Annotated in this window: 12 protein-coding genes; 6 read left to right on the forward strand and 6 right to left on the reverse strand. The window is 70.0% G+C overall.

Translation table 11 applies throughout. The features are described from left to right. Positions 1-527 precede the first annotated feature (527 nt). The 5 genes from ACMGFI_RS07855 to ACMGFI_RS07875 all read left to right on the forward strand — a co-directional run bounded on the left by ACMGFI_RS07855 (position 528) and on the right by ACMGFI_RS07875 (position 5252). Complete coding sequence (locus tag ACMGFI_RS07855; protein ID WP_436908693.1) at positions 528-1532, forward strand: formylglycine-generating enzyme family protein; 1005 nt, start codon at positions 528-530, stop codon at positions 1530-1532. 112 nt (positions 1533-1644) lie between these two features. Next, the gene (locus tag ACMGFI_RS07860; RefSeq protein ID WP_436908695.1) at positions 1645-3204 is read left to right on the forward strand and encodes an alpha/beta hydrolase; all 1560 of its coding nucleotides are present in this window, start codon (positions 1645-1647) and stop codon (positions 3202-3204) included. Between the two features lie 128 nt (positions 3205-3332). Further along, entirely contained in the window at positions 3333-4310 is a 978-nt protein-coding gene (locus tag ACMGFI_RS07865; protein WP_436908697.1) for an ArsR/SmtB family transcription factor, read from the forward strand. Between the two features lie 66 nt (positions 4311-4376). After that, entirely contained in the window at positions 4377-4631 is a 255-nt protein-coding gene (locus ACMGFI_RS07870) for a hypothetical protein (protein ID WP_436908699.1), read from the forward strand. A 60-nt stretch (positions 4632-4691) separates the two neighbouring features. Then, a complete protein-coding gene (locus tag ACMGFI_RS07875) occupies positions 4692-5252 on the forward strand; it encodes a metalloprotease family protein (RefSeq protein ID WP_436908701.1) in 561 nt (186 codons plus the stop codon). Between the two features lie 310 nt (positions 5253-5562). Here ACMGFI_RS07875 and lpdA read toward each other — a convergent pair whose 3' ends face one another. The 6 genes from lpdA to pdhA all read right to left on the reverse strand — a co-directional run bounded on the left by lpdA (position 5563) and on the right by pdhA (position 12145). Further along, positions 5563-6987: a dihydrolipoyl dehydrogenase gene (gene lpdA / locus ACMGFI_RS07880; protein ID WP_436908703.1), complete on the reverse strand. Its 1425-nt coding sequence runs from the start codon at positions 6985-6987 to the stop codon at positions 5563-5565. Between the two features lie 49 nt (positions 6988-7036). After that, positions 7037-7327, reverse strand: a complete 291-nt coding sequence (locus ACMGFI_RS07885) for a DUF5615 family PIN-like protein (protein ID WP_436908705.1) — start codon at positions 7325-7327, stop codon at positions 7037-7039. Between the two features lie 579 nt (positions 7328-7906). Continuing rightward, positions 7907-8191: a DUF433 domain-containing protein gene (locus ACMGFI_RS07890; protein WP_436908707.1), complete on the reverse strand. Its 285-nt coding sequence runs from the start codon at positions 8189-8191 to the stop codon at positions 7907-7909. A 72-nt stretch (positions 8192-8263) separates the two neighbouring features. Further along, positions 8264-9997 (reverse strand): dihydrolipoamide acetyltransferase family protein, encoded by a 1734-nt coding sequence (locus ACMGFI_RS07895; protein WP_436908709.1) that lies wholly within the window; start codon positions 9995-9997, stop codon positions 8264-8266. 3 nt (positions 9998-10000) lie between these two features. Next, a complete protein-coding gene (locus ACMGFI_RS07900; protein WP_436908710.1) occupies positions 10001-11038 on the reverse strand; it encodes an alpha-ketoacid dehydrogenase subunit beta in 1038 nt (345 codons plus the stop codon). Between the two features lie 3 nt (positions 11039-11041). Then, positions 11042-12145 (reverse strand): pyruvate dehydrogenase (acetyl-transferring) E1 component subunit alpha, encoded by a 1104-nt coding sequence (pdhA, locus tag ACMGFI_RS07905; protein ID WP_436908712.1) that lies wholly within the window; start codon positions 12143-12145, stop codon positions 11042-11044. 397 nt (positions 12146-12542) lie between these two features. On the opposite strand from pdhA, the gene ACMGFI_RS07910 reads away from it, so the two are divergent. Next, positions 12543-13406: a DUF8171 family membrane protein gene (locus tag ACMGFI_RS07910; protein WP_436908714.1), complete on the forward strand. Its 864-nt coding sequence runs from the start codon at positions 12543-12545 to the stop codon at positions 13404-13406. Position 13407 lies beyond the last annotated feature (1 nt).

A 13407-nucleotide genomic window follows, 5' to 3' on the forward strand; every position in this document is an offset into this window, starting at 1 on the left:
CCCCTGCGCAATTAAATCCACGCCTGGGTGTGGACGAATCCGCTCGCAAAACGGGGGTTCGCTATCCGGCATCCTCGTCGACAGCTCGGGAACTCCGACCGCAACCGCGAACAGCGTGAAAGCCTCCGCGTGCTCCGGTCGCGCGCCTCGCTGCGCGCTTCACTCGCTCCGCTCGTTCCAGTGTTACGTCGTCGTGCTTCCCGGAGCACGCGGCCCCTTTCATTCCCGCCCGCGTCGGCCGGTCGGTCAGTCTATGCGGGTGGGAATGAAAGGGGCGACGCGTTCGCCGAACCCCGGCGACGCAAGTGACGCGGGACCGGAGGTCCCGCTAATCTGAGGCCGTAGCCCTCAGACACCGCAGGCCGAAGGCCGAGGAGCACAGCGAGCCGCGGGAGGCGAACGCGTCGGGGCTTTCACGCTGTTTGCGGTAGTTTTCTCGCTGCCGTCTCACCTCTCGCAGCCGTCGACGCCCATCCGACAACTCGTCGCACCCAAACCGTTTCCTCGGCGCCGCCCGAAGCGGGGGCGTGAGCGAGGACGACCGCGCGTGCTGCAGCCCCGGACGCGGAGCGGACAACTCCGGATCGACCACCGACTCGTCGACCGACGACTCGCCGGACGACGACTGGCGCACCGAACCCGCCACGGACGACGACCCGCGGACCGACCGGATGGTCCGCGTCGACCGGGGAACCTTCCGGATGGGCACCGACTCGGATGTCGGCTTCCCCGAGGACGGCGAGGGGCCCGCCCGCGAGGTGGCGACCGACGCCTACTACGTCGACCGCTACGCCGTCACCAACGCCGAGTTCCTCGAGTTCGTCCGCGATACCGACCACACCACCGACGCCGAGCGGTTCGGCTGGTCGTTCGTCTTCGAGAACTTCGTGGCCGCGGCCGACCGCGAACACGTCCGCGAGCGCGTCCCCGGCGCCGACTGGTGGGTCGCCGTCGCCGGCTCCGACTGGTTCCACCCCCGCGGCCCGAGTTCGAGCGTCGTCGCCGACGACCTGCTGGACCACCCGGTCACGCACGTCTCCCACCGCGACGCGGCGGCTTACGCCGACTGGGCGGGCAAACGGCTCCCCACCGAGGCCGAGTGGGAGCGGGCCGCCCGCGGCGGCCGCGAAGGCACCCGATTCCCCTGGGGCGACGAGCTGGAACCCGGCGGCGAGCACCGCTGTAACGTCTGGCAGGGGGAGTTCCCCGAGCGCAACACGGCCGAAGACGGCTACCGCGCGACCGCGCCGGTCGACGCCTTCGAGGCCAACGGGCTGGGCCTCTACAACGTCTGCGGCAACGTCTGGGAGTGGTGTCGCGACTGGTTCGACGCCGACCACCACACGACGGCGGCCTACGACCCGGCGAACCCGACCGGCCCCGCCGACGGCGACGAGCGCGTGATGCGCGGCGGGTCGCACCTCTGTCACGAGTCGTGGTGCAACCGCTACCGGCTCGCCGCCCGGTCGAGCAACGACCCCGACAGCTCGACGGGCAACATCGGCTTTCGCTGCGTCGTCGACGCGGCGTGACCGCTCGACTGCGGCCGGCCGTCCGCGGCGTCCACCCGGGTAAGTCGGCTCTCTTACAGAAATCCGATTCGCCACACGCTGAAGTGCCAGCCGGGCGTCACTCCGGGTGACGATGCAGTCCGACCCTGACAGCTCCCCCGACGCTTCGCGCAGACGACTCCTCCGGGCGGTCGCCGGACTCGCCCTCGCCGGCGGCCTCGCCGGCTGTAACCAGGCCGGCGAGGGAACCGACGGTTCGCCCGCACCGGCCGACAGCGACACGCCGGCCCCGAGTCCGACGCCCTCCCCGACGCCCGCGGCGACGACCGCGCCGCCGACCGACCCGCCGACGGCGACGGCCACGGCGACCGCCACCGCGTCGCCGACCCCGACGCCGGCCGGCCGGTCGACCGCTCGCGAGTTCGTCGCCCACCTGCGGGCCGGCGAGTTCGACGCCGCTCACGCCATGGGGACCGACGAACTCGCCGAGAACCTCCCGCGGTCGACGCTCGAACGGCTCTGGATCGGCCTGCAGGCCCAGCACGGCGCCGTCGAGTCGACCGGGAGCGTCGAGACGGCGACCCGGGACGGCTCGGCGACGTTCGTCGTCCCCGTCGACTGCGCCGAGGGCTCGGCGCGGGTCGAAATCGAGGTCGACGGCGAGGACCGCGTCGGCGGCCTGTGGTTTCCCGCCGAGTACCGCTCGCCGGAGTACGTCGACCCGGCGGCGTTCACCGAGCGGACGCTGACCCTCGAACCCGGGGGGTGTTCGCTCCCGGCGACGCTGGCGGTCCCCGCCGACGCGAGCGGCGGCGGGTCCGGGACGGCGACCGCGACGGACGGCGGGACCGGGACCGCCACGGCGACCGCGACGGGCTCAAGTTCGGTCCCGGGCGTCGTCCTCGTCCACGGTAGCGGCCCGCACGACCGCGACGAGACGATCGGGCCGAACAAACCTTTCAGGGACCTCGCTCAGGGGCTCGCCACCCGCGGCGTCGCAGTCCTGCGCTACGCCAAGCGGACGTACGCCTGCGACGTACCCCGTGCCGAGTGGGCCATCGACGACATCATCGTCGACGACGCCGTCCACGCGCTGGAGGTCCTCCGCGACCAGCCCGAGGTCGACCCCGACCGGACGGTCGTCGCGGGCCACAGCGTCGGCGCGGCCTGCGCGCCCCGGATCGCCGAGCGCGACGGGCGGGCCGCCGGGGCGGCCGTCCTCGCCGGGAACGCCCGCCCGTTCACCGAGGTCTACCCGCCGCAAGTGAAACACATCTTCGCGGTCCAGGGCGGGCTCTCCGCCCGCGAGGAGCAACAGCTCGCGGCGGTGAAACGGCTGATGACCGCCGTCGAGAACGGGTCGGTCGCCGACGGCAGACCCATCGGTCCGCTGCCGGGGATCTGGTGGAAGACCTTCTACGAGTACGACCAGGTCGCGACCGCGAACGCCGTCGACGCCGACCTCTTCTTCGGGCACGGCGGCCGGGACTTCCAGATCCCGGCCGACCCGGCGCTGTCCGGCTGGCGCGAGGGGCTCGACGACGCCGAGGCGGCCCGCTTCGAGCGCTACCCCGACCTGTCGCACATCTTCCAGCCCGGGGCGGAGCCGTCGCTGACCCGGGAGTACGCCTTCGCCGACAACGTTGCCGAGGACCTGGTCGTCGATCTGTCCGACTGGACGACCGGGCTGTAGCGGTCGTCGGACGACTCGGTCCGTCGGTTCCGCGGGGAGCCGCACCGACCGCGGTCGGCCGATGGATTTGTGCCCGTCGACGCGGAACGGTGGCGTATGTGCCGGGTCACGACCGGGCGGGTGGGACCGTGACGGGGACGCACAGCGGCGATACCGAGGAACCGGACGAGCCTGCGGACACCGCCGGGACCGCCGCGGACGACGTATCTGACGGGACCGCCGATTCGAGCGAGTCCGCGGCGGTCGCCGAGCAGCGCGTCGACCCCGCGGAGGCGTTCGCGGCGCTGTCGGACCCGCTTCGGGTGGACATCCTCCGCGAACTCGCGACCGCTCACCGCGCCCGGGAGGTCGAGTCGGTGGGGTTCGCGGCTCTGCGCAAGCGCGTCGGGGTCCGCGACTCCGGGCGCTTTCGCTACCACCTCAACGAGCTCCGGGACAACTTCGTCCGGAAGACCGACGACGGGTATCGCCTGACCGTCACCGGCGTGGAGACGGTCGCGGCCATCCTCGCGGGCACCTACACCCACGGCGGGACGCTGGGGCCGGCCCCCATCGACAGCGAGTGCTCCGAGTGCGGGGCCGACGCGGTCGCGGTCTACCGCGACGGCCGCTGCGGCGTCTCCTGCGAGAACGACCACCCCCTGTTCGGGTGGACGCTCCCGCCCGCCGCGGCCGCCGACGCGACGCTCCCGGAGGTGGTCTCGCTGGCCGAGTTGTTCGCCCGCCAGGCCATCGAGCGGGGCCTCGCCGGCGTCTGCCCGAAGTGCTCGGCCCCCGTCGAGCCGCGGATCGTCGACGAGCGCGACGACGCCGAGCCGGTCGACCCCACACCCGGCCTGCGGGTCCGCTGTGAGACCTGCGGCGGCCGCCTCGTCGGCCCCGTCGGTTTCTGCCTGCTGGTCGACCCCGCCGTGGAAGCCTTCTACCGCCGCCACGACCGCCCGCTCGACGCGCTCCACGTCTGGGAGCCCGCCTTCGTCGCCGACGAGGGGGCGGTCGAGGTGGTCGACCGCGACCCGCTCCGCGTCGCGGTCGAGGTCACCCTCGACGGCGACCGCCTCGCCGTCACCGTCGACGAGTCGGGCGGGGTGTCGGTCCGCGACTGATGACAGATTCCGAATAGAAGATCCGTTCGCCGAGCGCCCAAGTGGCCGGCGGCCGGAGCGATCGGTATGGGGACGAACGGTATCGAGTCCGACTCGGGCGGGCTCGCGAGCCTGTACCGGGAGGCGAAGTCGATGACCGCCTCGCCGCTGCTGTACATCGGCGCGGTCACGGTGGTCGTCGGGACGGAGTTCGCCGAGTGGCTCCCGCTCGGTGACTTCTACTCGGCGCTGGCGCTCGTCCCGGTCGCGCTGGTCCTGCTGTACGGGCAACTGGGGCTGCTGGCGTACCTGCGCCGGCGGGGCTACGGCGGCGGTTGCTGACGGATGGTGTCGGGCGAACCCGACCGACCGCTGAAGTGGTCGCGGGGGCAAGTCGGCGGTATGTACGCCGATCCCGACCCCGAGTGCGACGACGACGCCGTCGGGACGGCGCGAGCGGTCGCCGTCCCCGTGGCGGCGACGACGGCCGCGTTCGCGGCCTACGTGGGACTGTACGGCCTCGATAGCTACCTCGGCTACGCCGACTTGCTGGGGCCGCGCGGCGAGTGGGTGCAGTTTCTCGTGATGGCCGGCGTGGTTGCGGCGCACGGCGCGGTCCACGCGGCAGGCTACGCAGTGCTGGGTGGCGGTTCCCGGCGCGACGTGACCGTCGACTTCGAGGCGTTTCCCGGCGGGTTCGAGCCGGTTCGCGTGGCGGTGTCGCCCGGCGGGCCGATCCGGCGGTCGGCCTATCTGGCCGGGCTCGTCGCCCCCGGCGTGGTTCTGGGTGTGGTTCCCGTCGCGTGGGCGCTCGCCTCCGGGAACCCCCTCGCCATGTTCGTCGGTGCCGTCGGGTTGCTAGTGTCGGGTTCCGACGTGAGTGGAGTGATCGACGTGGTTCGGGCCGCCGACTCGTCCCGGTCGTTAGCGGTTACTTCGACCGCACCCGACGGTGAGCGCTGAAAGCCCTCGGCCCGCTCGCGGTCGCTGAGCGGGATATCCGCGCTCTCCGCACGGCCCGCGCGGATAGTGCCCGCTCAGACGACTGAACTGGACGCGAGCGCGCCTCGCCCTTTCAGTCCGCCAGGACAGCACCGCCCCGCACCGCGACCGTAGACGGCCTCACGCCTCCCCAGCCTCTTGCGATGCTCGCAGGCTGCGCTTCTCATCCCTCGCACGACTATTTCGGGCGGCCCGCCAGGAGGCGGGCACGCCCGACAGCGCGCGCCAAAATGAAGACCTCGTCAGCAGAAACAGATCGGTTGGCCGCGAGTCACCGATTCAGCGTGTGGATCGCCTCGCCGAGCGCGTTGGCGCAGGCCTCGCCGACGGCCTCGGAGAGGGTGGGGTGGGTGTGGATCGTGGCGGCCACGTCCGCCAGTTGCGCGCCCATCTCGACGGCGAGTGCGAGTTCCGCGATCAGTTCGGAGGCCTCGGGGGCGACGACCTGGGCACCGAGGAGGAAGCCGCTGTCGCCGTCGCCGACGACGCGGACGAACCCCTCCTCGTCGTCCAGCGTGAGCGCGCGGCCGTTCGCCCGGAGCGGGAACTGCCCGACGACGGGGTCGAAACCGGCCTCCTCGGCCTCGGCCTCGGTCATCCCCACCGTCCCGATCTCGGGGTCGGTGAACACGGCGGCGGGGATCGCCTGGTGGTCCAGCGCGGCGGGCTCGCCGGCGACGACCTCGGCGGCGACCTCTCCCTCGGCGCTGGCTTTGTGGGCGAGCATCGGCTCGCCGGCCACGTCACCGACAGCGAAGACGTGTTCCACGTCCGTGCGAGCCTCGTGGTCGGTTTCGAGGAACCCGTCCTCGTTCGGTTCCAGTCCCACGGCGTCCAGGTTCAGGGTGTCCGTGACGGGCTGGCGACCGACGGCGACCAGACACTTCTCGGCGCCGAACTCCGCGATCTCGCCGTCCTCGTTCTCGGTGCGGACGGTGATGCCGTCGCCGGCCGCCTCCCAGCTATCGGCGGCCTGGCCGAAGTGGAAGTCGACGCCCAGGTCCTCGGCGCGCTCGCGGACGACGCGGGCCACGTCGTCCTCGTAGCCCGGGAGGGCGTCGTCCAGCATCTCGACGACGGTCACGTCACACCCTAGTTTCTGGTAGACCGTCGAGAGCTCCATCCCGATGTAGCCGGCGCCGATGACGACCATGCTCTCGGGGACGGAATCGAGGTCGAGCGCCTCTCGCGAGGAGAGGACGTGCTCGCCGTCGAACTCGAAGCCCGGGACCTCGATGGGCCGCGAGCCCGTGGCGACGATCGCGTGCTCGAACTCGATGGTCTCGGCGCCCTGGCCCTCGCCGCCGTGGACGATGCGGGCGCGGTCCTCGCCGGCGAACTCCGCGCGGCCGGAGACGAGGTTGACGCCCGCGGCCTTGCAGAGCTTCTCGACGCCCCCCGTCAACTGGTCGACGACGCCGTCTTTCCACTCGACCATGCCCTGCAGGTCCACGGCGGGGTCGGCGTAGATGCCCATGTGCTCGGCGTCGCCCGCGTCGTGGGCGATGTCCGTCGCGGAGATCATCGCCTTGGAGGGGATACAGCCGTAGTTCAGGCAGGTCCCGCCGTAGGCGTCCTTCTCGACGAGGGTCACGTCCAGGCCGAGCTGCCCGGCGCGGATGGCGGCGACGTAGCCGCCCGGTCCCCCGCCGATGACCAGTACGTCAGTTCCGGTAGTCACGTCTCCGACGACCATTGTCGGAGGGTGGAGTGCCCGCGTAAAAAGAGGCGGGTGTGGCGACGGGTCAGACCCAGTCCCCGGTCAGGTGGTACGCCTCGCCGTGCTCGACGACCGCCCGCTGGTCGACGTGTTTCCAGATCTCGTTGACGATATTCGCCGTTTCGAAGGCTGGTGTTCGCCCGTTCTCTTGAAAGAGGACGCCGATCCGGTTCAGCGTCTCGTGTTGTGTGAGGAGATCGTCGTCGTACGTCACGAGCAGTCGGTCATCGCGTTCCGCGAAAGCGACGATCTCGCCGTCGGCGGTCCCCGGGCCGAGTTCCGGACAGTCGACGACTCGGACGACATCGTGATCCATCTTGCCGAGTTGACATCCTCCTCCGCGTAAACGCGGAGGAATCCCGAGCGGTGGGAGTTTCAGGTCTGCAGTCCGGTCACCGGATTACCACACCTTTCGGGCGCGGTAGTCCCACGGCATCGATGTGGTGGACTGCTGGCGGTGTCAAGCCACCGTTACCCCTATCCTCAACCGTGTTTGGCGTCCCAGTGTTGTTTTGGCCATGGGGACGCCAGCAGGCGTCAGCGGAGTTGGGAGTATCGTGTCGCGTGCTTTGAGCAGTCGGCACGTTGATACACCCCTCGAAGATGTGACGTTCACCGACTGATCTTTCGGACATTGCCTCGTTTCGTGGGCGGACAGGCCGCCTCCGAAGGACGGTTCGGAATCCGCTCCGTTCCGACCGATTCCTACACCACTGTACGGCGGCCCGTCACTTAAACGCCGATATTCTGCAACTCAAGGGGGCGTCGAACGTGGATTCTCTCCCAAGTTGACGGCGCGTATCCACGGCCTGAAGGCCGTGGGATTGCGCCTGCTCCGCGTATAATCCGCGAGCCCGGCTTCCGTCATCTCGTCGAGGAGCAGGCGAAACCCCATCTACAGGTCGTCCGGGCCGGTAACTGCGCCCTGTTCCCGCGACGATTCCACACGGTTCTGGCGACGCTGCTCCACGGCGTACATCTCGTCGGAGTGGTCGTGATAGTACGCCAGCGCCCGGTACACGTCGGCCACGTCGAGGCCGAGCCGGTCGGCGACCGTCTGCGGCGTCAGCCCCCGTTCTTCGACCTGCTCGTGCAGATGCCGCACCGAGATACGATGCCCTTCGACGTGCGGTTCGTCCATGCGTTCACGGACGACCCGGGCAGACCCCTCCTGTGCCATCTCACCACGAGATTGTGCGCCAAGCGTTATGAACCTCGGGGCGGATCGGAAAACGAAGCTGTTCCGGTCCGCCTACTCCAGCAACAGCAGCGTCGGGTCTTCGAGGTACTCCTTGAGCGTCTCGACGAACCGCGCGGCGTCGGCGCCGTCGATCACCCGGTGGTCGACCGACAGCGACAGCGTCAGCACGTCCCGCGCGACGACTTCGCCGTCGACCGCCATCGGGCGTTCCTCGATAGCGCCGAGTCCGAGGATGGCGGTCTCGGGGTAGTTGATGATCGGTGTGGCGTACTCGCCGCCGATGGCGCCGAAGTTGGTGATCGTGAACGTCCCCCCCTGCATCTCCTCGCGGCTGATCGACCGCTCGCGGCACTTCGCGACGAGTTCGTTCGTCTCCGAGGCGAGTTGCAGCAGGCCCTTCCCGTCGACGTCCTCGACGACCGGGACCATCAGCCCCGCGTCGGTGGCGGCCGCGACGCCGATATTCCGGTCGCCCCTGAAGACGATCTCCTCGTTGTCCTCGTCGAGTTGGGTGTTGAGCACCGGGTGCTCGTCCAGCGCGGCGCTGACGGCCTTCATGACGAACGGGACGTAGGTGAGCTTCACGCCCCGCTCGTCGGCGCGCTCCTTGAGTTTCTCCCGCGTCTCTACGAGCGCGGTGGCGTCGACCTTGTCGTGGTGGGTGACGTGTGGCGCGGTGAACTTCGCGCGCTCCATCGCCTGTCCGATGGTCTTGCGGACGCCCTTGTAGGGCTCGCGGCGGTCGCCCTCCGCCGCTTCGATCGCCCCGGTGGTGTCGCTCTCGGCCGCTCCGCTCGGTTCGGCGCCCGCCGCGGGCTCGGTCTCGCCGGCGTTCTCGGCGCTCGCGAGCGCTTCGGCGTCGGCCTCCTGGGCCTCCCGCTGGGCTTCGGCGTACTCGCGGACGGCGGCCTCGTCGACGAACGGCTGCCCGTCGCGTACCTCGTCGGTCGGCACGTCGTCGATGTCGACGCCCAGCTCGTCGGCGACCTTCCGGGTGGCCGGCGCGGCCAGCGTCCGCTCGCGCCCCGCGGCCTCGACGGAAGTCGCCCCGGTTGCACCCGAGGCGGCCGCGCCCCCCTCGTCGCTCCCGGTTCCGTCACCGCTCTCGCCGTCGTCGACGCGGGAGACCGCCGACTTCAGCCCGTCGCCGACGCTCGACTTGCCGTCGCCGGACTCGCCGTCGTCGATCCGCGAGACGGCGGACTTGAGCTGTTTGCCGTCGTCGCTCTCGCTCCCTGCGGAGTCGCTCCCCCCGGTGCTGCCCGCGTCACCCTCGGCCGCGGTGCGCACGTCCGCCTCGGTGACCCGGCCGCCGGGGCCGGAGCCGTCGACGGCGGCGATGTCCACGCCGAGTTCGCGGGCGAGCCGGCGGGCGCTCGGCGCGGCGAAGACGCGGCCGCCCTTGCCGTTGACCGACGACTCCGCGGTCTCGGCGGCTGCGCCCCCGGTCTCATCCGACGGCTCCGGGGCGGTCGCCCCCGCGTCAGTCGCCTCGCCGGCCGATTCGCTGTCGTCCGCTTCGGCCGCTGTCTCCGCCGGTTCCTCCCCCTCCACGTCGAAGGTGATGATGACCTCGCCGACGGGAACCACGTCGCCGGGTTCGGCGAGCAACTCGCGGACGGTGCCGTTGACGGGCGCAGGCACGTCGACGACGGCCTTGTCGGTCTCGACCTCGGCGACGACCTGGTCCTCCGTGACCGTGTCACCGACTTCGACGTGCCACTCCAGCAGTTCGCCCTCGGCGACGCCCTCTCCCACGTCGGGGAGCTTGAACTCGCGGACCATGGCTCAGAAGTCGACTGCATCCCGTATGCCGTCTTCGATGCGCTCGGGCTCGGGCAGGTAGTAGTCCTCCAGGGCGTACAGCGGGTACGGCACGTCGAAGCCCGTGATCCGCTCGATCGGCGCCTCCTGATAGAGCAGGGCCTCCTCCTGGATGGTCGCGGTGATCTCCCCGGCCAGCCCGCCCGTCTTGGGCGCCTCGTGGACCACCGCGGCGCGGCCGGTCTTCTTGAACGACTCGACGATGGTCTCCTCGTCCATCGGCGAGAGCGTCCGCAGGTCCACCACTTCGACGTCGACCTCGCCGGCCAGGTTCTCCGCGGCCTCCATCGTCGGGCGAGTCATCGCGCCCCAGGTGTAGACGGAGATGTCCGACCCCTCCCGGCGGACCGCAGCCTCGCCCAGCGGGACGGTGTAGTCGCCCGCGGGCACGTCCTCGCGGAACGCCCGGTAGATCAGCTTGGGTTCGAGGAAGATCACCGGGTCGGGGTCCCGGATGGCCGAGGCGAGCAGTCCCTTCGTGTCGTAGGGCGTGCTCGGAATGACGACTTTCAGCCCGGGTTCGTGGACGAAGAAGGCCTCCTTCGACTCGGAGTGGTGCTCGGGCGCGCGGATGCCGCCGCCGTAGGGCGCCCGGATCACGAGCGGGCAGGTGAACTCCCCCCGCGAGCGGGTCCGCAGGCGCGCCGCGTGGGAGACGATCTGGTCGAACGCGGGGTAGATGAACCCCATGAACTGGATCTCGGGCACCGGGCGCAGGCCGTAGGCGGCCATGCCGATGGCAGTGCCGACGATGCCCGACTCCGCGAGGGGCGTGTCGATCACGCGGTCCTCGCCGAACTCGTCGAGCAGGCCCTCGGTGGCGCGGAAGACGCCGCCGTTCTCGGCCACGTCCTCGCCCATCACGAGCACGCGGTCGTCGCGGGCCATCTCCGTCGCCAGCCCGTCCCGGACCGCCTGGACCAGCGTCAGGCTCTCCGTCTCGCCGCTCGATGCGTCGCCGTCGGTCTCGGTCTCACTCTGGGTGTCGGTGGTCTCGCTCATGGGTCACTCCAGTAGCGCTTCGTCGCCGTGTCGTTCGCGCAGCCGCCGCAGGTACGCGAGCTGTTCGTCCAGCCGGTCGGGCATCCCCTCGTAGACGTGCGCGAACAGCTCCTCGGGGTCGGGCCGCTTGACCGACTCCGCCGCCGAGATGGCGTCGGCCACCTCCTCCTCGATCTCTCCCTGGATGGCCTCGACGCGCTCGTCGTCGAGGATCCCCCGCTCGCGGAGAAACGTCTCCATCCGCGGGATGGGGTCTTTCGCCCGCCACTGCTCGACCTCCTCGTCGTCGCGGTAGACCGAGGGGTCATCGGCGGTGGTGTGAGCGCCGAAGCGGTACTGCACCGCCTCGATGAGCGTGGGGCGCAACTCGTCTGGGTTAGGGTGCCTGGCCTTCTCGACGGCGGCCTTCGTCACCTGGTACACGGCGAGGGGGTCCATCCCGTCGACCTGCACGCCCTCGAACCCGTAGGCGTCGGCCTTCTGCGCCAGTGTCTCGCTGGCGGTCTGGCGCTCCCGCGGGACGGAGATGGCCCACTGGTTGTTGTTGCAGAAGAAGACCGCGGGCACGTCGAACACGCCGGCGAAGTTGAGCCCCTCGTGGAAGTCGCCCTCCGAGGTGGCACCGTCGCCGAAGTAACAGAGGAAGGCCGTGTCCTCGTCCTGCAGTTTCGCGGCCCACGCCGCGCCCGTCGCGTGGGGGATCTGCGTGGCGATGGGCACCGCCACCGAGAAGATGTGCTCCTCGTCGCGGACGTTGCCCTCCTCGTGGCCCATCCAGTACAGCAGGGTCTGCTTCAGCGACAGCCCCCTGTGGACCATCGCGGCGTGCTCGCGGTAGCTCGGGAACAGCCAGTCGCCCTCGGCCAGCGCGTGGGCGCTCCCGATCTGGGCCCCCTCCTGGCCCGACATCGGCGGGTAGGTCCCCATCCGCCCCTGACGCTGGAGGCTCACCGCCCGCTCGTCGAAGTGCCTGGCGAGTTTCATTTCCCGGTACATCTCGACGAGCCGCTCCTCCGACAGGTCCGGGACGGTCGCTCCCTCCCGTACCTGCCCGTCCTCGTCGAGGACCTGCACCCGGTCCTCCGGGTCGCGCTGTAGAGTACTCACGAGAACTCCCTCCTCGGGAACATATCCGAGTCAACGGGGGCTGTCGGCTTAAGGATTTTCGTAAATAGCTTTCGCTGTGGTCCATTCTTGCCGGTCACGGTGGGCGAAACGGCTCGATCGGGCCCGAGATACCGATTATTTCAGCGTCCAAGACGGGACGAAACTGGTCATTCGTCCAGTCGGATGGATCCTGCCTTCGTGGGCACGCCGATCCTCTCGGGGAGTGGTTCCGCGCCGCCTGTCCGACTGTCGATGACGTTGCGGGTCCCGTTGCGCTATGACTGCTCAATAGGTGTGGGATCGTCTAACGGGGAGACGTTCCGGTATTGAACCCTCTGTCCGGGGATAGAGGACTCATACCAGCGGTTAAGGGACGAGTCAGTGGATCACCGCCCGTATGGCAACGACCGCATCGACGGAGTCCGGTGGGGTGTTCAGTTTCGACCACAGGGACATGATGGTGTTCATCCTCGTCATGTCGCTGCACGGTCTGCAGAGCATGATCACGGAGCTGTTGCCGGAGTTCTCGGTGGGCGGCCTCGGCGTCTCGATCGGACCGTTCTGGTTCGTCGCGATGTCGGTCGTCCTCCTGTTCCGGTCGTTCTGGGCCTGCCTGGCCATCCCGGTCGGCGGGATCGTCTTCGGTGAGATCCTCATCGGCGACTTCAGCGCGCTGGGCGCCGTCGAGGGCCTCGTCGTCATCACAACGTCCTGGTTCTTCGCGATGTCGCTGATCACCGACCCGTCGGACGTGAAGCAGATCGCGGCGGTCGGCTTCCTCGCGAAAGCGATGGAGGAGACCGCCGCGTGGTTCATCGACGTGGGGAAGTTCTACGTCGGCGTCGAGGAGCTCGAGGCGATCTCCTGGCTGCCCGAGACCGTGTGGGCGACCGAGGGGATGGGCGCGCTCGTCCAGATCATCGTCGCCGGTATCGTCTTTGGTGCGGTCCCGACGCTGTTCCTCTACCCGCGCCTGCGCGGGAAGATCGAGCCGCTGCTGGGGATGAGCTCCGTCGAGGGCCGCGACGGGCCGATGTTCACGCGCTCGTCGCTGAAGCGGCTCGTCGCGTGGGTGGGGCTCCTGCCGGTGGCGTTCGCCGTCGAGACGCTCAGCGAGACCAGCGGCGGGCTGATCACGTTCACGCCGCAGTTCGTCGAGACCTACGGCCAGACGTTCCTGTTCGTGCCGATCGCCGCCGCGGCCCTGATCGCGTTCGGCCTCGTCGCCTACCGCCAGCGCAAGGTCGAGGGCGGAGTGTAAC

The organism is Halosimplex marinum (assembly GCF_051414075.1).
GTDB classification, from domain to species: Archaea; Halobacteriota; Halobacteria; order Halobacteriales; family Haloarculaceae; genus Halosimplex; species Halosimplex marinum.

Bases quoted from the DNA above. Each gene is read 5' to 3' on its own strand.
- ACMGFI_RS07860 (WP_436908695.1), top strand. From the start codon at position 1,645: ATGCAGTCCGACCCTGACAGCTCCCCCGACGCTTCGCGCAGACGACTC.
- ACMGFI_RS07870 (WP_436908699.1), top strand. From the start codon at position 4,377: ATGGGGACGAACGGTATCGAGTCCGACTCGGGCGGGCTCGCGAGCCTG.
- ACMGFI_RS07875 (WP_436908701.1), top strand. From the start codon at position 4,692: ATGTACGCCGATCCCGACCCCGAGTGCGACGACGACGCCGTCGGGACG.
- lpdA (WP_436908703.1), bottom strand. From the start codon at position 6,987: ATGGTCGTCGGAGACGTGACTACCGGAACTGACGTACTGGTCATCGGC.
- ACMGFI_RS07885 (WP_436908705.1), bottom strand. From the start codon at position 7,327: ATGGATCACGATGTCGTCCGAGTCGTCGACTGTCCGGAACTCGGCCCG.
- ACMGFI_RS07890 (WP_436908707.1), bottom strand. From the start codon at position 8,191: ATGGCACAGGAGGGGTCTGCCCGGGTCGTCCGTGAACGCATGGACGAA.
- ACMGFI_RS07895 (WP_436908709.1), bottom strand. From the start codon at position 9,997: ATGGTCCGCGAGTTCAAGCTCCCCGACGTGGGAGAGGGCGTCGCCGAG.
- ACMGFI_RS07900 (WP_436908710.1), bottom strand. From the start codon at position 11,038: ATGAGCGAGACCACCGACACCCAGAGTGAGACCGAGACCGACGGCGAC.
- ACMGFI_RS07910 (WP_436908714.1), top strand. From the start codon at position 12,543: ATGGCAACGACCGCATCGACGGAGTCCGGTGGGGTGTTCAGTTTCGAC.